The organism is Burkholderia sp. ABCPW 14, from assembly GCF_001523835.1.
GTDB lineage: Bacteria > Pseudomonadota > Gammaproteobacteria > Burkholderiales > Burkholderiaceae > Burkholderia > Burkholderia mayonis.
In genome coordinates, this window is record NZ_LOVS01000047.1 from 31,007 (window position 1) to 52,430 (window position 21,424).

Below are 21,424 nucleotides of genomic sequence, written 5' to 3' on the forward strand. Positions count from 1 at the left end.
GGCGGCGGCGCACGTGCATTCGTGCAAACGCTTCATATGTAACGGGACGAGCAGACGAATGCGCGCAAGACGGCTAGTTTACGCAAGGCGTCCGCAAGGAACAGCGGGACAGGCCACGTTTCGAGCATCTGGCGGCGGACCGGCAACGGGTCGCCGCCGGTTTGTTTCCGGCGTTTGCGCGCGCCGGGGGAATACGAGACCGTCGCGACGAGGCGGCGCGGCGGCGGGGCTGAGGCAAGGTGGATGATGAACGGGACTTCCAGCATGCGCGAACAGGCGCTCGGCTTGAATGACGGGAGTGGCCAGACGGCCGAACTGAGGCCGGCGCTCGACGTATGGCCGATCCTGCTGATGGTGTCGGTGCTCGTGTGCGTCGTGATCGTGAGTCTTACGGTGGTGTCCTTCCTGCGGGTCTACATCGGCGGCGAGAGCACGTGGTCGAAGTCGCAGAAGGACGCGGTCATCTATCTGATCCGCTACGCGGAGACGGGCGACGAGCATGCGTACCAGCTCTACGAGGCCGCGATCGACAAGCCGTATCGCCTGAGCCTCGCACGCACCGCGCTGCAGCGCAAGCCGCCCGATCGCGCGACCGCGCGCGAGGCGATCATCGCGAGCGGCATCGATCCGACCGACGCGACGGCGGCCGCGTGGCTGCTGCCCGCGCTCAGCTGGGTCGCGAAGATCAACTATGCGCTGCAGTGCTGGATGCAGGCGGACGTCGAGCTGGCGGAATTCCGCAACGTCGCGAGCCAGCTGCACGCGCTCGTCAGCAGCGGCCATCGCGACGATCCGCGCGTGAAAGCGCTCGAGCATCGCGCGTGGGACATCAACGAGCGCGTGTCCGGGCTGCCCGACCGCTTCTCGAAGGCGTTCAGCGACGAATTCCGCTCGAGCGTCGCGCTGCTGCTCGTCTGCTATTTCGCCGCATCGATGTTCCTGATGTATCTCGCGCTCGTCTGGGCGCGCAAGGCCGCGCTGCAACGGCTGTCGATCCAGTACGCGCTCGACCGCAGCGAGGCGTTCGCCGAGGCCGCGCTGAGTTCGGTCGCGGAGGCGGTGATCACCGTCGGGCTCGCGAAAAACGTCGACTTCATCAACAACGCGGCCGAGCAACTGCTCGGCTATTCGGCGGCCGCGTGCGTCGGCGCGCCCGTGTCGAGCGTGCTGATGCTGCTCGACAAGGAGACGGGGCTCGCGGTCGACATCGTCGACGAATTCTGGGCGCGCGACGTGCGCACGCCGATCAAGCGCGAGGTGCATCTGCTGCGCCGCGATCATTCGAAGATCGTTGTGCAGACAACTATTTCCGAGATGGGCGACCGCGTGCACGGCCACATCGGCTACGTGCTGATCCTGCGCAACATGACGCGCGAGCAGCAGTTCCTCGAAAGCCTCGCCTGGCAGGCCACGCACGACGTGCTGACGGGTCTCGTGAACCGCGTCGAGTTCGAGCGCCGTCTCGAACTCGCGCTCGCCGATGCGGCATCCGGCAAGGATCGCGCGGACTCGATGCTGCTGATGCTCGATCTCGATCGCTTCAAGGAGATCAACGATACGTGCGGCCACGCGGCGGGCGACGCGATGCTGCGCGAAGTCACGCAGCGCTTCCAGAGCTGTCTCGACGACGAAGACGTGCTCGCGCGGCTCGGCGGCGACGAGTTCGGCGTGCTGCTGCCGCACGGCGCGGGCTCGTGGCCGTCGAAGAACAAGGCCGAGCGGCTGCGCCGCAGCCTCGAGGATTTCGTGTTCCTGTGGGAAGGCGAGCGCTTCACGGTCAGTGTCAGCATCGGCGTGCTCGAGCTCTGCAAGGCGCCGCACAATCTCGAGATGGCCGTCAAGCTCGCCGACATCGCGTGCTACATCGCGAAGGAGCGCGGCCGCAACCGCATTCAGCTCGCAGATCCGAGCGACCTGCAGCAGGCGCGCCACGTCGGCGACGTGCAGTGGAGCCGGCGAATCAAGACCGCGCTCGAAACCGACGGCTTCCGCCTGTTCGTGCAGCCGATCGTCCACACGCGCCCCGACTCGCAGACCCCCGAGCGCGCGGAAGTGCTGCTGCGGATGATGGACGGCGCGGGCCGCGACATCTCGCCCGCCGCGTTCCTGCCGGCCGCCGAGCGCTACGGGCTGATGGGGCTCATCGACCGCTGGGTGATCCGCACGGTGTTCCACAAGCTGAGCGCGCTGCGGACGCGCGAGTACCACGAGTACAACGTGAACCTGTCGGGGGCGTCGATCTCCGACGAGCGCTTTCTCGAATTCGTGATCGCCGAGCTGCTGAGCTCCGGTCTCGAGCCTTCGGTGATCTGCTTCGAGATCACCGAAACGATCGCCGTGAAGAATCTTGAGCTCGCATCGCGCTTCATGAGCGAGCTGCGCGCGATCGGTTGTCGCTTCGCGCTGGACGATTTCGGCGCGGGCATGTCGTCGTTCCGCTATCTGCGCAACTTGCCGATCGATTACCTGAAGATCGACGGCGAGTTCGTGTCGAACATGATGTCGGACCGGGTGAGCTACGGCGTCGTCAGCGCGATCAACGAAGTCGCGCACTCGATGTGTTGCAGCACCGTCGCCGAGCATGTCGAATCCGACGTCGAACTCGGCATGCTGCGCGAGCTCGGCATCGACTTCTGCCAGGGATATTTCTTTGCCAAGCCTTCGCCTTGGCGCGAAGGCGGCTATTGATGTGGTTCGATGACTTTATCTAAGGAGAGGAAATTGCATATCCCTTTTGAACGCGACGGCGATTTGATGGATATCGGGAGCTATCCACACTGGCTACAGGACGTGGTCGGCGCGGTGCGAGAAGCGCGCGATCGGGTGCGCTTCCACGAAGTCTTCTCGTTGATGCGCGACGGCCGCCTCGCGCCGCGGCAACTGGCCGCGTTCTTCGTGAACGGCTGGCCCGTCGTCGAGCAGTTTCCGAAGTACATGTCGATGAACCTGCTGAAGGCGAACGGGCCGAGCTCGTCGGGCGACGAGAAGGCGCGCCGCTACCTGATCCGCAACGTCCGCGTGGAGCTGAATCACGTCGAGCATTGGGTCAACTGGGCGGAAGCGAGCGGCGTGCCGCGCCGGCAGTTGATCGACGGCGACAGTCCGCCCGCCGCGCTCGCGCTCAGCCACTGGTGCTGGAAGAGCAGCAGCGCGGATTCGCTCGCGGCGAGCATCGCGGCGACCAACTATGCGATCGAAGGCGTGACGGGCGAATGGAGCGCGGACCTGTGCCGCTCGGACGTCTACGAGCGTGGCTTCGCCGAGAACGTGCGCGGCCGCGCGATGCGCTGGCTGAAGCTGCATTCGAGCTACGACGACAAGCATCCGTGGGAAGCGCTCGACATCGTCGCGACGATCCTCGGCCAATCGCCGAGCACCGAGCAGGTGCGCGACGTCGCGGCCGGCATCGAGCGCAGCTTCCGATATTTCGAGATGAGCCTGTCTTGCTGCCTCGACGCGTGAGCGCCGCGCGTCGTCGTCTGGCGGCGGGCGCCGGAAAGCTCGGCCGGCGACGGCGAGGCGAGCGCGCGTCGCGAGCGGGTCGCGACGGCATGCGTCGATCGGCCGCGCACGCATGCACGTTCGCGCGCGTCGGCGGTGCCCTCGACGGCGATATGCGCCGCATCGCCAGCCGCATCGTAAATATTTTGCCTATTCGGTAACAGACCGTCACGGCGCCGCGCGAGCGCGCCAAGCTCGGTATACTGTCCCGTCTGCGCCGGCGCCGTGCCGCGTCCGGCTTCTTCCCTTCCAGGTTCGATACACGCATGAAACGTCATCTGTTTGCTTTTGTGGCCGCGGCCGTCGTGTCCGTTTCGGCATTCGCTCAAACCGCGCCTGTCGAGGTGGTCAAGAACGCCGTCGAGGGCACCGTCGGCGCGATGAAGGCGGACCCCGCCGCGCGCGGCGGCGACATGGCGAAGATCACGCAGATCGTCGAAGCGCGCTTCCTGCCCGCGACGAACTTCGAGCGCACGACGCGCATCGCCGTCGGCGACGCGTGGACGCAGGCGACGCCGCAGCAACAGCAAGAGCTGTACAAGCAGTTCCGGATTCTGATGACGCGCACGTATGCGGCATCGCTCGCGCAGCTCGGCAGCCAGGACGCGAAGTTCTCGTTCAAGGCGGCGGGCGCGGGCGGCACCGACGCGCTCGTGCGCTCGACGGTGACGACGCCGGGCGACAGCCAGTCGGTCGGCTACCGGCTCGGCAAAGTCGGCAACGACTGGAAGATCTACGACATCGACATGTCGGGCGCGTGGCTGATTCAGGTCTACCAGGGCCAGTTCAAGGCGCAGCTCACGCAGGGCGGCATCGACGGTCTGATCGCATTCCTGACGAAGCACAACGCGCGCACGAACTGAGTGCGCCGGCCGTTCCGGCATTCGTCACGCAAAAGGGCGCCGCGGCGCCCTTTTTTGCTGCGTTGCTCGCGCTTGCGCGCGGCGCCTGACGCTCAGCGCCTGCGATGCTCGACCGCGAACTTGATCAGCTCGGCCTGGCCCTCGATGTCGAGCTTGCGCTTGAGATTCAGCCGATGCGTCTCGACCGTGCGCACCGACAGACCGTTCCGCTGCGCGATCTGCTTGCTCGACAGCCCTTGTGCGAGCGCATCGAGGATGTCGCGCTCGCGCGGCGTGAGCCGATCGAGCGGCGACGCTTCCGCGCTTGCATGAATCATCCGCGCGGCAAGGCCCTCGCTGAAGAACGTCTGCCCGGCGAGCACCGCGCCGATCGCGCGAACGATCTCGGTCGCGGGCGAATCCTTCAGCAGATAGCCGCTCGCGCCCGCGCGCACGGCCTGCGTCACGTATTCGATGTTGTCGTGCATCGACAGCATCAGCACGCGGATTGCCGGGAAGCGGTCGTGAAAGACGCCCGCGAGCGCGATCCCGTTCATTCCCTGCATGCCGATGTCCATCAGCGCGAGATCGGGTTCGAGCGATTCGGCGAGCGTGAGCGCTTCGTCGGCATTGCCCGCTTCGCCGACCACGGCGAGGCCGGGCGCCGCTTCGAGACGCATCTTGAGGCCGTCGCGCACGAGCGGATGATCGTCGACGAGCAAGAGGCGCGCGGTGCGGAGCGTGGGAGAGACAGTGGTCATCGCGTGGTTCCGGTGGAGGCGGCGCCGGACAACGGCACGCGCGCGGCGACGACCGTGTGTCCGACTTGCGAGCTGATCGCGAGCGTGCCGCCGAGTGCGTCGAGCCGCTCGCGCATGTTGCGCAGGCCGACGCCGCCGCGCGCGTCCGCCTGTGCGCGCACGGCGTCGAAGCCGCGGCCGTTGTCGGCGATCGTCAGCGCGACTTCGCGCGACGACATGTCGAGCGCGACGGCCGCACGCGTCGCGTGCGCATGGCGCAGGATGTTCGTCAGCGCTTCCTGCGCGATGCGGAAGAGCGCGGTCTTCACAGGCGCGGGCAGCGGCGGCGCGCCGCTGTGATCGATCTGCGTGAAGCCGAGCTCGACGCCCGTCTCCGCGCCGAGCTCGCGCACCAGTTGCTCGAGCGCGGCCGCGAGGCCGAGGTCGTCGAGCATCGTCGGGCGCAGCGCGTGCGAGATGCGGCGCACTTCGCGCAGCGTGTCGCCGAGCCGCGCGATGCCTTTCGACAGCGCGGCTTCCGCCGCGTTCTCGCGCGCCGGCAAGCGCGTGAAGCGTTCGAGCGCCGATTCGAACATCAGCTTCGCCGACACCATCATCTGGCTGATGCCGTCGTGCAGCTCGCGCGCGAGACGCGCGCGCTCCTGCTCCTGCGATTCGACGACCTGCTGCGCGAGGCGTTTGAGCTTCGCATCCGCACTGCGCGACTCGCTGACATTCAGCACGAGCGCACACAGTGCGATCACCGCGGCGCCCGCAAGCGCGATCGTGCTGAGCCATGTCATCGTGCGCTCGATGTTGGCCGATGCGCGTTCGTCGATCCGTGCGAGCGCGGTGTCGACGTCGTCGAGATAGATGCCGGTGCCTACCATCCAGCCCCAGCGCGGCAGCGAGACGACGTAGCCGAGCTTCGGCGCGAGCTTGCCCGTCGACGGACGCTGCCACACGTAGCGCACGTAGCCGCCGCCGCGCGACGCGGCCGCAATCAGTTGCTGAATCGTCAGCGAGCCTCGCGGATCGCGCAGCGTCCAATAATTGTGTCCGACCCGTTCGGGCTCGCGCGGATGCATCAGCGAATTGCCGTGCAGGTCATAGACGAAGAAGTAGCCGTCGGGGCCGAACTCCATCTTCTGCAGCATCGCGAGCGCCTGCTGGCGCAGCAGCGCGTCGTCGCGCGCGTTGTCGCGGCCCGCCTCGTACAGCGGCGCGACCGCGCTCGTCGCGAGGTCGACGTAATGCTTGAGCTCGATTTCCTTGCTCGACAGATACGCGGCCTCGATCGTCGCGTGCTGCGTGCGCGCGAGCACGGTCGCCTGCTGGCGCACGCCGAGGCCGATCGCCGCGATCGTCACGAGGAAGGGGACGATCGCGAGCAGGAAGATCTTGAATTTCAGTCTCATCTGGGTTCCATCGCCGGGATTGGCTCATGCCGGCGGGCAGCTTGTGGTTGTCGTTCGATGCTGCGCGTCCCGCCGAGCGCATTCTAGCGGAAGAATCGCCGAGTCGACTTGACGGCACGCGGCTTGCGCGTGACGAATGTTCGGCGGGCATGTCTGAAACGGTGCCGTCGTCCGACGTTCTCCACTCGTGTGGCTGATGCGACGAGATGCGTGTTCGGCGAGCACGCCGGTTCGCGTTTCAAGCGCGAGACGCGGGATACGGATGATGTGAAGCGTGACGTGGCGTGATGCCGCGATGTTCACGCCACGGCGGCGATCGCGAATTCCGCCTGCGACGTGACGAGCGATCCCGCGATCCCGCGATTCAGCAATGCCGCCGAGATTCCGATTTGAACACGCGACATCATGCTCGCGACGACTTCGATCTTCGCGCAGCTAATTAGAGATGCAAGCCAAAGATAGAAGCGAAACAGACCAAGAAGTTGCGAACGCTCCAGGGATTTTGAAAATGTGGAGATGCGCCGGAGACGTAATCTCGAAATTGCAGTGCCCCAAATGCTCGGGATGCTGGGCGTCCAGGCGCACATGCACGAGATCGACAGCGCGCTGTATCAGAAGCGCCTCGAGAACTTCCAGTACGACATGACGACGCTGATCTTTCCGCCCGTCAAGATTCCCGGCGCGGAGCTCGTGCGCCGCTTCGGCAGCGCGGCGGCATCGGAGATCGGTTCGGAGAACGATCCGGGCGTGCGTTCGAAGGCAGTCGACGCGCTGATCCGCGCGGCGCTCGCGGCGGACACGCTCGACGGTCCGCAAACGGCGACGCGCGCGCGTGCTGATCAACCTGTACATCCTCGTGCCGCAGTACTACCTGCCGAACGCGTGGATCGCCTACAAGACGACGTACGGGCATCCGTCCGTCATTCCGGCGTCCTATCAATACGAGGACTGGATCATCGACTACTGGTACCGGAAGAAGCCCGCAGCCGGCCCGGCGCCGGCGTCGAAGCCGGGCCCGGCCGCGTAGCGGGGAGCGACGATGCTTGCATACATTCTCAGACGATTGCTGCTGATGGTGCCGACGCTCGCCGGCGAGCCGACGCGCGCGCTCGACGTATCGATCCAGAAGCAGGTGCTGAATCTGCTGACGAATCTGCAAAAAAAGTACAAACTCAGCTACTTGTTCATCACGCACGACCTGGCGGTGATGCGGGCGATGGCCCATCGGGTGATCGTGATGAAGGAAGGGCGCGTGGTCGAGGCGGGCCACGCTGGACGTGCTGGACGCACCGTCGCACCCGTATACGCAATCGCTGCTGGCGTCGTCGATGCTGACGCCGAGGCGCAGTCCGCGAGAGAGAGCAGATGATTGACGAACGCTGGGCGCAGGCCGCCCGACAGTTGCGCAGCGACGCCGGGTTCTGGTCGCTGCGCGTCGTCGACGAACGGATCGACGAACACGCAGTGCGCAACGACGTCGCGCAGCCGCTCGCGAGCGTGCGCGATCGCGGCGCGATGCTGATCGCGTGGTCCGGCGCGGGCGCCGGCTACGCGGCGACGGCCGATCTGTCGGCCGCCGGCCTGCAGGCGGCGCTCGATGCGGCCACCGCGCGCGCGAAGGCGAGCGCCGCGCTGTCGCTGATCGACCATCGCGCGGTCGCGCGGCCGGACGCGAGCGGCAGCTACGTGTCGCCGCACGCGGACGACGCGCTGCCGGCCCGCGCCGAATGGATCGAGCGCCTCGCGCACGAATGCGCGGCGGCGGCCGTCGATGCGCGGATCGTCGAGCGCACCGCGGGCGTGATGCTCGTGCAGACCGATCAACTCTACGTGACGAGCGACGGCGTGCGGATCGACCAGCGCTTTCGCCACGTGATGCCGCAGTTGAGCGTGGTCGCGCATGCGGACGGCGACACGCAGGTGCGCACGCTCGGCAACGCCGGCACGCTCGCGCAGGGCGGTCTCGACGTGCTCGCGCGCTATGGCTTCGACGGCGCGGGCGTGCGGATCGCGGACGAGGCGCTGCAATTGCTCGCCGCGCCGAACTGCCCGTCCGGCCGCCGCGACCTGCTGCTGATGCCGGACCAGATGATGCTGCAGATCCACGAATCGATCGGCCATCCGCTCGAACTCGACCGGATTCTCGGCGACGAGCGCAACTTCGCCGGCTGGAGCTTCGTGAAGCCGGAGATGTTCGGCTCGTATCGATACGGCTCGCCGCTCTTGAACGTCACGTTCGATCCCGCGCTGCGCGGCGAGGCGGCGTCGTACGCGTTCGACGACGACGGCAGCGCCGCGCGCAAGCAGTACCTGATCCGCGACGGCGTGCTCGAGCGGCCGCTCGGCGGCGCGCTGTCGCAGGCGCGCGCGGGCTTGCCGGGCGTCGCGAACGCGCGCGCGTCGAGCTGGAACCGGCCGCCGATTGACCGGATGGCGAACCTGAACGTCGAGCCCGGCTCGCAGTCGTTCGGCGAACTCGTCGCCGGCATCGAGCACGGCATCCTGATGCGCACGAACACGTCGTGGTCGATCGACGATCATCGCAACAAATTCCAGTTCGGCTGCGAGTTCGGGCAACTGATCGAGAACGGCAAGCTGACGCACGTCGTCAAGCAGCCGAACTATCGCGGCATCTCCGCGAGCTTCTGGCGCAGCCTGCGCGCGGTCGGCGACGCGAGCACGTTCGGCGTGTATGGCACGCCGTACTGCGGCAAGGGCGAGCCCGCGCAGATCATCCGCGTCGGCCACGCGTCTCCCGCGTGCGTGTTCGCCGACGTCGACGTGTTCGGAGGCGCGTGATGACCGACTTCATGAAGCCGGGGCACGCCGCCCCGATCGATTGGCACGCGCATTTCGCGCGGCTCGCGGACGAAGCCGAGCGGCTCAAGCAGCCGGGCGAGGCGGTGCTGCTGTGGTTCGCCGGCGAGACGTCCGATTTCATCCGTTTCAACGCGGGCAAGATCCGCCAGACCGGGCGCGTGCTGCAGGGCAAGCTCGGCGTGCGGCTCGTTGGCGGCGCGCGGCAGGCGTCCGTCACGCAGACCGTGTGCGGCGATCCGGCCACGGATCTGCCCGAGCTCGCGGCTGCGCTCGCGACGCTGCGCGACGGCCTGCGCGACGCGCCGGACGATCCGCATCTGTTGTTCGACACGTCGTCGTGGCAGCAGTCGACCCGCCGCACCGGACGCCTGCCGGACCCGGACGCGCTCGCGCGACTCGTCGCGGACGCCGCGCGCGGGCTCGATTTCGTCGGCTTCTACGCGGGCGGCGCGCTCGTGCGCGGCTTTGCTTCGTCGACGGGCAGCCGCGGCTGGCACGAGGTCGAGAATTTCGACTTCAGCTGGTCGCTGTACGACCCGAGCGGCCGCGCGATCAAGACCGTCTATGCGGGCGACGCCTGGAGCGACGCGGCGCTCGCGCACAAGATCGAAGCGGCCGCCGCGCGGCTGCCGGTGCTCGGCCGCACGCCGAAGGCGCTCGCGCCGGGCCGCTATCGCGCGTATCTCGCGCCCGCCGCGGTGCAGGAGATCGTGAGCCTGCTCGGCTGGGACGGTTTTTCCGCGCGTGCGAACGCGAGCGCGCGCAGCAGCCTGCATCGGCTGCACGCGGGCGAAGCGGCGCTCGATCCGCGCGTGACGATCGCCGAGGACTTCTCGCTCGGCGTCGCTCCGGCGTTCAACGCGGACGGCTATCGGCGCGACAGCGTGCCGCTCGTCGTCGAGGGGCGCAGCGCCGGGCAGCTCGTCAGCGCGCGCACCGCGCGCGAGCACGGCCTGAATCCGAACGGCGCGACCGCATATGAAGTGCCGGAGACGCTGTCGATCGCGGGCGGCGCGCTCGCCGATGCCGACGTGCTCGCGGCGCTCGGCACCGGCCTGTACGTCGGCAATCTCTGGTATCTGAATTTCTCGGACAAGATGAATTGCCGGATGACCGGCATGACGCGCTTCGCGACGTTCTGGGTCGAAGGCGGCAGGATCGTCGCGCCTGTCGACGCGATGCGCTTCGACGACAGCCTGTACCGGCTGTTCGGCGATGAGCTCGAGCAGCTCGGCGCAGAGCCGGAACTGCTGCTGAACGATCAGTCGTGGGGCGAGCGCGCGACGGGCGGCGCGAAGTTGCCGGGGCTGCTCGCGCGGTCGTTCGAGCTGACGCTGTAGCGCGATCCGCGACGGCGAACGGGGCGACATGCTGCACATGGCGCGGCTCGCCGACGCGCCGCCGTTCGCATCGCGCTCACGGCGCGCGCGCATGCCGATGCAGACGATTCGAACGACGATTGCGCCAACCCGGAGACATCGATGAAGCACGCCGACGCAGCGGCGCTGGCCCGCTTGAAGACTTGCTGAGCGCGATCCGCGGTCTGCCGGATCTGAAAGAGTGGACGCGCGCGTGGGTGCTGCGCGCGCCCGCGGCGTGATCAGAGTGCGAACTTCAGGCCGAGACGCTGGTTCACGATGTACGTGCGATGCGCGAGCTCGCGCTGGATCGCCTCGCAGCGCTGCTGCTCGGTCAGACCGTCGTTTTCGGGCAGCTTCGCTTTGCGCTCGACCGCGCCGAGCCATTCGCTGCTGCCCGGATCGGGGCCGTGCCCGCCGCCGTCGGTGATGTTGAATTGCTTGTCGATCGCGTCGAACCAGGCTTCGGTGCCCGGCTGCGCGGTCGGGGCGAGCAGGATGGTCGTCGTCGCGGCGAGCCAGCCGACGACAGCGAGAAAAGCGATGACAGCGAGAATCTTCTTCATGGCGTCCTTCTAAAAACAATGGCTTCGATGGTCGGGCGCGGGCCGCGGGCGGACGCGGCCGGCATCGTCGCCGAAGCCGGCCGGCCGTTCGCGGCCCACGCGCATGCGCCGTCGCGCGGCGACGGCGTGAGATACAGGGATCGCGATTCGTCGCGGAAGTTCACTGCGAGCGGCGCAGCGAGACGAAAAGAGACGAGATGAGACGAGATGAGACGAGATGAGACGAGATGAGACGAGATGAGACGAGATGAGATGAGATGAGACGAGACGGCGGCGTCGCTTCGCTCGTCAGGCAATCGTTGCGTGCGCATCGATCGCCGTTCGCCTACGCTCCACCGGCGCGTGCGCTCGACGGCGTGCGACGATCGTCGCCGCCCGCCCCGCTCGCGCGTCGGCATAACGACAATAGGACGTGCTCGAATGAAACGACGTCAATTCCTTCATACGCTCGGCGCGCTGGGTTCGGCGCAATCCGTTCTCGCCATGCAATCGCCCCGATCGGCCTCGCTGCGATCGTCACGAGGCCGGAGCACGCCGCTTCCGGACACGATGAAAAAGGTTTTCAGCGCCTGCAGGTCCACCTTGCCGGTGCGTCCCGTCGGCAAGCGATCGAGGAAGACGAACGCGGACGGAATCATCACGTCGGGTATCTTGCCGCGCAGCGCGTCGACGAGTGCGTCCCGGTCGCCCGAGCCGACGACGTAGCCGACGAGTTCCAGCTGGCCGCGCGCATCGGCATGAACGAGCGCTTCGGCTGCGCGCACGCCCGGCGCTTCCATCAGCGCGGCGCGGACAGCGTCGAGCTCGATCCGGAAGCCGCGGATCTTCACCTGGCGGTCGGCGCGGCCGATGAACTGGACGCTGCCGTCGTCGAGCCGCCTGACGACGTCGCCGGTGCGATACATCCGCGCTCCCGGATGCGCGGCGAACGGATCGGCGACGAACGCCGATGCCGTGCGGGCCGGCTTGCCGAGATAGCCTTGCGATACGCAGACGCCACCGACGAACAGCTCGCCGGCCGCGCCGTCGCGCGTTGCATCGAGCGAGTCGTCGAGCACGTAAAATCGCGCGCCGCCGAGCGGGCGCAGCACGAGGCGTTCGCGTTCGGCCCAGTATTCGGCCATCGAGACGACGATCGCGCACTCCGTCGGACCATAGCCGTTGAAGAGGCGTCGTCCGGCCGCCCAGCGCTGCGCGACTTCGCGCGGACACGCCTCGCCAGCGACGACGATCGCCTCGAGCGCGGGCAACGGCGCGTGCGGCACGAGCGCGAGCGCGGACGGCACGATCCACAGGTGCGTGATTTGCCGCTGCGCGAGCCAATCGACGAGGTCGTTGCCGGGCAGCAGCCGCCTGCGTTCGCCGAAGACGACCGCCGCACCCGCTGCGAGCGCCGGAAAAATCTCGCCGAGCACGGCGTCGAAGATCGGCGACGAATACTGTGCGATGCGTGAGCGATGCGTGATGCCCAATGCGTCGCGCATCGCGAGCACGTTGTGGCACACGCTTCGATGCGGGACGGCGACGCCCTTTGGCATGCCCGTCGAGCCGGACGTATAGATGACGTAGGCGGCGCCGTCGGACGCGACGGCGGCGTCGAGCGTCGCCGCATCGGCGGGCGGATCGGCGTCGACGATATCGATGTCGACGAGCGGCAGGCTCAGGTGCGTTACTTTGTCGACGAGCTCGTCGCGGCTGACGATCGCGCGTAGCGCGGCGTCGTTCGCGATGTACTGGTTCCACTGGGGCTTGTGTTCCGGATCGAGCGGCACGAACGCGGCGCCGACGCGAGCGATCGCGAGCATCGCGGCGACGGCGTACGGATGGCGGCCCATGCAGATGCCGACGCGGTCGCCGCTGCGCACGCCGACGCGGCGTAGCGAGGCGGCGGTTGCGGCCGACAACGCGTCGAGTTCCCGATACGTCAGGACGAGATCGCCCGATTCGATCGCGATGCGCTCGCTGCTGTCCGCGACGCGCGCGGCGAACAGCGCATGGAGGTCGGCGCGGTCGCCGTTGGCGATCGTAGGCGTTGCACGGCCGTTCGCGACTGTCTCGGCGCGGACGTCGACATCGGCCGACGCGCAGGCCGCGAGCGCGAGAAAGCGCTCGCGCATGCGTTCGAGCGACGAGTCGTCGAACGAGCCCGGCCGCGATATCAGATGGCAGAACACGGCGTCGCCCTGCCGCGCGACTGCGCACTCGAGATCGAGCTTCGCGACATAGGTTTCGAGCGGATGGAGCGTCGCGCGTACGCCTTCGAGATCGAGCGAGGCGACTTCGTCCAGATCGTAGGAGAACAGCACCTGGAAAATCGGATTGCGTTTCGCCGAACGCGGCGGATTGAGCGCCTGAACCAGGCGCTCAAACGGAACCTCGCGGTGTTCGAACACGTCGAGGCAGGTGTGCTTCACGTGGTCGAGCAGTTCACGGAACGTTCCGGCGCCGTCGAAGCGCACGCGCAACGGCAGCGTGTTCGTGAAGAAGCCGATCACCGAGTCGAACGCGTCGGTCGGACGCAGCGAAGTCGGGATGCCGATGGCGAGATCGTCGTCGCCCGTTTCGTCGCGCAGCGCCTGCGCGAACAGGCTCAGGTAGAACATCAGCGGCGTGCAGCTGAGCTGCCGCGACGTCTGCTCGATCCGCGCCGCGAGCGGTGCGGGAATCTCGAAGCTCGACGGGCCTGGCTGCGTTTGCGCCATCGCGCCGGCTGGAATTTGGAGCGCCGGCGGCAGATCGCGCAGGCGCTCGCGCCAGTGCGACAGTTGCCGGTCGAGCGCGGGATGATTCGCCTGCGCGCGCTGCCGCGCGACGAAGTCCGCATACGTCGCGCCGGGCGGCGCCAGTTCGAAGGCTTCGCCGCGTGCACGGGCGTTGTAAGCTGCCTGCAGGTTGCGCCAGAAGATGCTGAGCGACGGTCCGTCGAACACGATGTGATGGACGGTCACGCAAAGCAGGTGGTGACGATCGTCGCGCACGAAGAGGGCGGCGCGCACGAGCGGGCCCGTCGTCAGGTCGAACGGCGCGGTTTCTTCGTCACGCAGCAGGCGGAACAACGTTTCGTCGTCGGCGACGTTCACGATGCGAAGCGCCGCCTGCACGCCATCGGCGACGGTCTGCACCGGCTCGAGCGAGACGTCGCCGGATTCGGCGACCAACGGCAGCAGGTTCGCGGAGAACGTCGTGCGCAGCGCGGGATGGCGGCGCACGACGTCGTCGAGCGCGCACGCGAGCGCGTCGCGATCCGGCGCGCCGTCGAGGCGCCAGACCATCGGTATGTTGTATGTGAAATCCTGCGGCTGCCGCTTCGCTGCGAACCACAGACTGTTCTGAGCGAACGAAAGCCGCCGAGGATCGCTGTCCCGCCCGGAGACCGATTCGCGCGCCGGCGCATCGGCGGCGCCGGGGGACGCGTCCGGCGCGCGGCCCGCCTCGGCCAGTGCGCGCCGCTCGTCGTCGACACGCTCCGCGATTTCCGCGACGGTCGGATGCTTGAACAACGCCGCGACGCCGAGACGCACGCCGAATGCGTCGTTGATGCGCGAAATCAGTCGCGCGGCGATCAGCGAATGCCCGCCGCAGAAGAAGAAATTCTCGTCGACGCCCGTCACGGGCGCGGGCAGTGCGGCTCGCCAAAGCTCGAGCACGCGGCGCTCGGTGTCGGTGCTCGGCTCGGCCTGGCTGCCGCCGAGCGGCGACACTTCCAGTGCCTGCAATCGCTTGCGGTCGATCTTGCCGCTTGCCGTCAGCGGCAATTCCGGCAGCCGCTCGATCGCGGTCGGCAGCATGTGGGCAGGCAGGCGTTCACGGAGAAAGCGATAGAGCGCGGCGGTCGGCGCGTCGGTGACGACGTACGCCACGAGCATGGCGTCGTCGAATTGCTCGTTCTTCGTCGTGAGCGCGCATTGGCGTACGTCCGGATGCGCCGCCAGCGTGCTTTCGATCTCGCCGAGCTCGACGCGGAACCCGCGAATCTTGACTTGATGATCGCGCCGCCCGAGAAATTCGATCGTGCCGTCCGCCAGCATTCGGCACACGTCGCCCGTGCGGTAGAAGCGCGTCTCGCCAGGCGTCTGCACGAGACAGCCGCGTGCGTCAAATACGCCGGATATGAACTTCTCGCGCGTGAGCTCGGTGTTGTTCAGATAGCGTTGCGAGACGGTGGGCCCGGCGATCAGCAATTCGCCCGGCACGCCGATCGGCGTGAGCTGCAGCCGCGAATCGGCGACGTAGAGTTCGCAGCTCGCCAGCGGCCGGCCGATCGGCACGACGCTGCCGGGCGCCAGATCGTGCTCGGCCGGATCGAACACGGAGCTGTCGATCGTCGCTTCGGTCACGCCGTACGAGCCCAGCACGCGCGCATGCGGCGCGCATAGCGCTTGCACCGCCTGCAACTCGTGGCCGAACCACACGTCTGCGCCGCAGACAAGCGCCGCGAAGCCATCGAGACGCACGTCGCGATCGTGACAGTAGCGGATCAGCTCGCGCAGCACGACGGGCGGAAAATCGCCGAACGTGACACGCTCGCGCTCGATCAGCGCATGCACTTTCGTTGCGTCGAGCAGCCAGTCGCGCGGGCACATGATGAGCTTGCCGCCTGAGCCGAGCGTTCGGCTCAGGTCGCCGATGCATAGATCGAACGTCGGGCCCGCGAGCTGCAGCGCCACCGGATGGCCGGGCTGGTCGAAGCGGTAGGCTTGACGCCACGCGTGATACGACAGGTTCAGGTTGCCGTGCGAGACTTCGACGCCCTTCGGTTTTCCGGTGGAGCCCGACGTATAGATCACGTAGGCGGGATCGTCTTCATGCAATGCCGGAATCTCGAACGGCGGCGCGTCCGATGCCTCGTCGGCATCGTCGTCGACGGCGAGCGCGAGCGCGGCGAGGTCGCTGTCGAGCAGCGTGCGGTCGTGCTCCGTGGTGACGATCGCGCGCGGCTGCGCGTCGTCGAACTTGTCGCGAAAGCGCGGATCGTTCGGCCCGACCGGAAGATAGACGCCCCCGGCTTTCAGGACCGCGACGAACGCGACCGGGATATGGTGCGAGTACGAAACGAAGCATGCGACGCGGCTGCCCGGCGTCACGCCGCGCGCGCGCAGCCGCGCCGCGATGCGATCGGATAGCCGGTCGAGCTCGGCATACGTGAGCCGCGCATCGCGATAGACGACGGCCTCGGCGTCCGGCGTGCGCCGCGCGGCCTCGCGAATGCGCCGAGGAATCGGCGAGAAGCCGTCGGACACAAGCGGCTCGCCGGGCTTGGCGAGCCGCAGGATGTCGGCGAGTTCGTCGGCGCTCAGCAGCGAGCCTTTCATCACCGGCTCGTTCGGCGCGTCGAGCACGGAGCGCAGCAATTGGTCGAGGTGGCCGGCGAGTCGCGCGATCGTCGACGCGTCGTACAGGTCCGTGTCGTATTCGAGGAAGCCGATCCACTCATCGTCGATTTCCTCGAGCGAAAGCGTCAGATCGTACTTCGTCGTGCCGTTGTGGATCAGCGCGCCGTCGACCTCGGTCCCCGCAAGCGACAGCGCATGCGACGAGCCCTTCAGATAGTCGAACATGACCTGAAAGACCGGCGCGTGGCTCAGCGAGCGCGGCGGCTGCACGACGTCAACGATCTCGTCGAACGACAAGCCGATGTGCTCGAACGCATCGAGCGTCGTGGTTTGTGTTTGCGCCAGCAGCTCGAGGAAGCTCGGCGCACCGCTGAAGTCGAAGCGCAGCGGCACCAGATTGATGAAGAAGCCGATCTGCCGCTGCTGTTCCTCGGTCGCGCGATTCGCAAACGGACTGCCGATGACGATGTCGGTTTCGTTCGAATATCGGTGGAGCAGCGCGGCGAATGCCGCGATGCCGACCGTGTACGGCGTGACGCTCGCCGTGCGGCAGAGGCGGGCAATGCCTGCCGCGATCGCGGGATCGAACGCATGCCTCGAGACGGCGCCCGCGCCGCGTTGCTGCGGCGGTCGCGGCCGGTCGGTCGGCAGCTTGTGCAGGTTCGGAATGCCTTCCAGCTGACGCTGCCAGTATTCGCGTCCGTCGTCCCTGGATTCGGCGTCGACAGGGGATTCGGCCGCGTCAGCGGCGGTCGAATATCGCACCGCGGCGAGTGCCGGCTCGCGGCCGTCGCGCAATGCGCGATACGCATCGCCGAGTTCACGGTAGAAGAGATCCAGCGACCACGCATCGATCGCCATGTGATGGATGGTGACGATCAGGACGTGGCGATCGTCGCCGGTACGCAGCAGCGTCGCGCGCAGCGGCGCTTCGCGCTCGAGATCGAAGACGTGTGCGGCCAGCTCGCGCTCGTGCCGCCGGACGGCGGCCGATTGCGCATCGGGAGCGAGTTCGCTCAGATCGGCCGATTGAAGCAGGGCGCTCGCGGGACGCGCTTCGATGACGAGTTCGCCGTCCGCCGTGCGGAAACGGGAAGCGAGAATCGGATGCCGGTTTGCGATGAAGACGAACGCGCGGCCGAGCGCGTCTTCGTCCAGAAGGCCTCGGATTCGAAACGATGCCGCGATGTTGTACGTCGCCGAGCGGACGTCGCCGTTCGTCACGAACCACAGACGCCGCTGCGCCGCCGTGGGGGCGAGCGTGAAGGCGCCGTGTTCGGAATCCGCGGCGGCGCGCTCGACGTTTTCGAGGGATTGCAATCGGGTTGAGCGATTAGTCACGAACGGACTCCAGATTGGACATCGGATCGGTCGGAGGGGCGGCGTCCGACGACGCGTGGACGACGGCGCTGAGCGGCGTGAAGTCGATGAGAATGACGGTGCGGATTCCGCATGGCGCGCGGGGTGCGCACGAGATCGATGTCACGTGATGGCTGACGGCTTCGTCGTCGATGATGTAGCTCTCGAGCGGCGCGTAAAGCGAGAACGCATGGAGCCGATCGTCCGGCACGTCGTCCACCTGGCGGCCTGCGTATTGCGGCGGCGCGATGTAGTTCACGCCGCCGATCGCGTCCGTGCGGTCGATCAGATGCACGGCGGTGAACGGCTGGCCGTCCTGATGCAGGCAGTCCGGCGTGATTCTCGACGTGATGCCCGGCAGGGCCCGCATCCGGAGCACGTGCAGGCCGCACAGGAGCGGTTCGTCGATCTCGCTCAACGGCGTGAGCGCGAGGTCGAATCGGATGAGCCGGCGGATCAGCGGCAGCGCGAGAATGCTGTCGCTCGTTCGCAGGAAGCGGCGGTGTACACCGCCGTACTCGGGCTGGAAGCCGGCTTCCTGGTGATATTCGAGCTCGATCGCACCGTCGACTCCGACGAAGCCCGGCTTCCAGTCGATGTGACCGGCGCGCGGCATGAGAATGCCCTCGGCGTAACTGCGGTGCCGTCCCGCTCCGCCGTAGCGATCGACGGGCAGTTGATCGGCGTATCGACGGAGCCGCGCAACGCAGCGTGATTCCGCTTCGACATAGTCGAGATCGGCGGCGTCGAATCTCGCCCAACCCTGCTTTTGCAACTTCCCTCGAATGCTCCCATGTGTAAAATCAGCTGTTTCCGGTAGATTTCGTTCATCGATTAGCATTACTAAGTACCTATCGAAGTCCCAATCAAATGAGCGGACGTTGCAAATCCGCCTGCCGCAGGATGCCTTCCCGCATCACATCTGACACCTTGGAATTTATTGTTGTTTTCGAAGGAATGTTGGAGGCACTTTTGCCAGAATTTATTGTTATATGGGTTATTCGCCTGAATGGCGTGATCCGGATAAATTCAATCGGATAGATCGGCACCAGGCGAGTCGGTTGAATTTAACCATAGGATTCTTGGGGCTGTCTAACGAATTTTTAAGGGGGATGTAATCAAATTGTGATTTTGTTGTGTCAAAAAGAAAAGTGGAGCCAAGATTAATTAGAGAATAAAGTAATTAACGTTCCGCCGTGTTCCTTGAGGCATAAGGCTGAATGGGGTGTGGTGGCGATGGTTTAAGCGGCTTCTTCTAGGATGGCTGAGACAGCCGTCTTTTATGATAATTCGTCATGGAAACGGCTTCGCCGTATGGCTTTCTGATTGATGCGCTATACGGGCATTAATTGGCTTCTCCGGCTGCGCATCAAATCCGGTGCCGATTTCTCCGATCTCCGCATTTCAAGGCCGCGTTGTCGTGGCGCCGATCGGTACGGGTGGCTCGTGTAAAAGCGACTCCGGTGCCGTCATCGGACGATGAGCCGCAAGAACACGATCATCGTGTGAATGACGTTGTCTTGGCTGCCGGTCGATCTTCTCGGGATCCGTCAGGCACGTCGATTGCGTTTCGCATTCGGCTGGTGCGCTGCAGTGCGCATGTCGTCGCAAGGGCTCGCGACGTGCGCGGCGCGACGACGCTCGACGTATCGTATCGGCCGTATTTGCATGCACGCGTTGCGGCCGAGTGTCGAGCCGGTTGGCTCGACCTCGATCGACGACGCTGGCGCGTCCGATCCGGCCGCACGACCGATCGGTCGACGCATTGATCGCGCGGGCCGCGCTTCGTCGAGCGCGCGATCGTTCCGGCACCCGGCGCGTCGCGCGAGGCGAATCGGGCGAGCGCATTGGCAACGGACATTGTCGCGTATGCGTTCGTTCATGCGCGATCCGGCCGCACATCATAAACATCGCAGAATTAATTGGTTTTCGATTCGTCGTCCTGTCCGTATCGTTCAGCGATTCCAACAACAAGTCGACCACGAGGAACACCACCACATGAAGCAAACGAAGCGTCTTGCGGCACTCGCCGTGCCGGCCGGCTTCCTGCTGTCCGCCGGCGCTCATGCGCAAAGCAGCGTCGCGCTGTACGGGATCGTCGATGCGGGCATCGCATACGTGCACAACGTCCAGGGAACCGACGGCCGCAATCAGTCGTCGCTCGTGAAATTCAGCAGCGGCAATCTGTCGGGCAGCCGCTGGGGCCTGAAGGGCACCGAGGACCTGGGCGGCGGCCTCGCCGCGCTGTTCCAGCTCGAAAACGGCTTCAATCTCGGCACCGGCGTGCAGAACGGCAACCGCGAGTTCGGCCGGAAGGCGATCGTCGGCCTGACGAGCAACACGTGGGGCACCGTGACGCTCGGCCGCCAATACGATCCGGTCGTCGATCTCGTGCAGGGGCTCACCGAGGACAACTACTTCGGCGGGGTGTTCGCGACGCCGGGCGATCTCGACAACTACGACAACAGCCTGCGCGTCAGCAACGCGGTGAAGTACACGAGCCCGGTGCTGTCGGGCTTCCAGTTCGCAGCGCTGTACGGCTTCGGCGGCGTCGCGGGCGCGACGGGCAGCGGCCGCACGTACAGCTTCGCGGCCAGCTACGCGAACGGGCCGTTGTCGCTCGGCGCGGGCTATCTGTATGCGGACGGCGGCACGACCGCGGCGAACGGCGTGCGCACGTGGACGGGCAGCTCGGATACGCTGTTCAACACGGTGATCAACCAGGGCTTCGCGAGCGCGAAGTCGATTCAGATCGTGCGCGTCGGCGGTCAATACGTGCTCGGCTCGGCGACGTTCGGCCTCGCGTACTCGAACACGCAATACGGCCGCGATTCGCTGTCGACGTTCAACGAGACCGCGAAGTTCAACAGCGGCTCCGCGTTCTTCAACTACCAATTCTCGCCGGCGCTGCGCGCGGGCCTGGGCTACAACTACACGTCGCTGACGGGGCCGGCTTCCGCGCACTATCACCAGGTGAATCTCGGCGCCGGCTACGCGCTGTCGAAGCGCACCGACCTGTACGCGCTGTTCGGCTACCAGAAGGCGAGCGGCCGCACGCTCGGCGCGAACGGCTCGGTGATCGATGCGCAGGCGTCCGTCGGCTCATATGGCGCGAACTCGGGCACCGATTCGCAGGAGCTCGCGATCGTCGGGATTCGGCACAAGTTCTGATCCGGGTGGGCGATGCGCGACGGACGGCGCGGCGTGTTGAGCGCGGCCGTCGCCGCTTTGTGTCGTCGACGGAACCGAAGGATCGACGGGATCGATGAAGTCGATGAAGTCGATGAAGCCGATGAAGTCGATGAAGTCGATGAAGCCGATGAAGCCGATGAAGCCGATGAAGCCGATGAAGCCGATGAAGCCGATGAAGCCGATGAAGCCGATGAAGCCGATGAAGCCGATGAAGCCGATGAAGCGCCTCGCGCCCGTGAGGCGCGGGAGGCGTCGCGAGCGCGTGTGGCCGAGCGGAGGTCTCGTGCCGATGCGC

The 21,424-nt window shown here is 66.5% G+C and carries 12 protein-coding genes and 4 pseudogenes; 10 read left to right on the forward strand and 6 right to left on the reverse strand.

The genetic code is table 11. The features are described 5' to 3' along the window. Window positions 1–264: 264 nt before the first annotated feature. The 3 genes from WS62_RS06130 (at window position 265) to WS62_RS06140 (ending at window position 4,364) form a co-directional block, all read left to right on the forward strand. Window positions 265–2,688, forward strand: a complete 2,424-nt coding sequence (locus WS62_RS06130; RefSeq protein ID WP_066569003.1) for a putative bifunctional diguanylate cyclase/phosphodiesterase — start codon at window positions 265–267, stop codon at window positions 2,686–2,688. 33 nt (window positions 2,689–2,721) lie between these two features. Next, a complete protein-coding gene (locus WS62_RS06135; protein ID WP_066569005.1) occupies window positions 2,722–3,462 on the forward strand; it encodes a TenA family transcriptional regulator in 741 nt (246 codons plus the stop codon). Window positions 3,463–3,767: 305 nt separating this feature from the next. Further along, complete coding sequence (locus WS62_RS06140) at window positions 3,768–4,364, forward strand: MlaC/ttg2D family ABC transporter substrate-binding protein (RefSeq protein ID WP_066488057.1); 597 nt, start codon at window positions 3,768–3,770, stop codon at window positions 4,362–4,364. Window positions 4,365–4,456: 92 nt separating this feature from the next. Here WS62_RS06140 and WS62_RS06145 read toward each other — a convergent pair whose 3' ends face one another. The 3 genes from WS62_RS06145 to WS62_RS32760 form a co-directional block, all read right to left on the reverse strand. Further along, on the reverse strand, window positions 4,457–5,104 hold the full coding sequence (locus WS62_RS06145; protein ID WP_066569007.1) for a response regulator: 648 nt from the start codon (window positions 5,102–5,104) through the stop codon (window positions 4,457–4,459). Then, window positions 5,101–6,501 (reverse strand): cache domain-containing protein, encoded by a 1,401-nt coding sequence (locus tag WS62_RS06150; protein ID WP_066569009.1) that lies wholly within the window; start codon window positions 6,499–6,501, stop codon window positions 5,101–5,103. Before WS62_RS06150 ends, WS62_RS06145 begins: the two co-directional genes overlap by 4 nt. 299 nt (window positions 6,502–6,800) lie before the next feature. Continuing rightward, the gene (locus WS62_RS32760; protein WP_197422774.1) at window positions 6,801–7,088 is read right to left on the reverse strand and encodes a hypothetical protein; all 288 of its coding nucleotides are present in this window, start codon (window positions 7,086–7,088) and stop codon (window positions 6,801–6,803) included. Here WS62_RS32760 and WS62_RS36025 point away from each other — a divergent pair. From WS62_RS36025 to WS62_RS36030, 5 genes and pseudogenes are all read left to right on the forward strand, one after another. Further along, window positions 7,054–7,528 (forward strand): annotated as a pseudogene (locus WS62_RS36025) (ABC transporter substrate-binding protein); the annotation flags it as partial. The gene WS62_RS32760 and the pseudogene WS62_RS36025 sit on opposite strands and share 35 nt — an antisense overlap. Before the next feature lie 60 nt (window positions 7,529–7,588). Next, a pseudogene (locus WS62_RS06165) lies at window positions 7,589–7,874 on the forward strand (microcin ABC transporter ATP-binding protein); the annotation flags it as partial. Continuing rightward, window positions 7,867–9,300, forward strand: a complete 1,434-nt coding sequence (locus tag WS62_RS06170) for a TldD/PmbA family protein (protein ID WP_066569020.1) — start codon at window positions 7,867–7,869, stop codon at window positions 9,298–9,300. The pseudogene WS62_RS06165 and the gene WS62_RS06170, both read left to right, overlap by 8 nt. Further along, entirely contained in the window at window positions 9,300–10,661 is a 1,362-nt protein-coding gene (locus WS62_RS06175) for a metallopeptidase TldD-related protein (protein ID WP_066569025.1), read from the forward strand. The genes WS62_RS06170 and WS62_RS06175 overlap by 1 nt, the downstream gene beginning before the upstream one ends. Before the next feature lies 1 nt (window position 10,662). Continuing rightward, window positions 10,663–10,737 (forward strand): annotated as a pseudogene (locus WS62_RS36030) (GNAT family N-acetyltransferase); the annotation flags it as partial. Window positions 10,738–10,921: 184 nt separating this feature from the next. On the opposite strand, the gene WS62_RS37300 reads toward WS62_RS36030, so the two are convergent. From WS62_RS37300 to WS62_RS06190, 3 genes and pseudogenes are all read right to left on the reverse strand, one after another. Continuing rightward, window positions 10,922–11,245 carry a hypothetical protein gene (locus WS62_RS37300; RefSeq protein WP_066569028.1) on the reverse strand — a complete coding sequence of 108 codons (324 nt, stop codon included), beginning with the start codon at window positions 11,243–11,245 and terminating at the stop codon, window positions 10,922–10,924. A 556-nt stretch (window positions 11,246–11,801) separates the two neighbouring features. Continuing rightward, window positions 11,802–17,898: pseudogene (locus WS62_RS06185) on the reverse strand (amino acid adenylation domain-containing protein); the annotation flags it as partial. Between the two features lie 13 nt (window positions 17,899–17,911). Beyond that, window positions 17,912–18,712 (reverse strand): 2OG-Fe dioxygenase family protein, encoded by an 801-nt coding sequence (locus WS62_RS06190; RefSeq protein WP_066569031.1) that lies wholly within the window; start codon window positions 18,710–18,712, stop codon window positions 17,912–17,914. A gap of 1,223 nt (window positions 18,713–19,935) precedes the next feature. Here WS62_RS06190 and WS62_RS06195 point away from each other — a divergent pair. Both WS62_RS06195 and WS62_RS06200 read left to right on the forward strand, forming a co-directional pair. Beyond that, window positions 19,936–21,108 (forward strand): porin, encoded by a 1,173-nt coding sequence (locus WS62_RS06195; protein WP_066569034.1) that lies wholly within the window; start codon window positions 19,936–19,938, stop codon window positions 21,106–21,108. 12 nt (window positions 21,109–21,120) lie between these two features. After that, window positions 21,121–21,424 (forward strand): hypothetical protein (locus tag WS62_RS06200; RefSeq protein WP_231748211.1); only part of this gene is annotated, 304 nt, incomplete at its 3' end.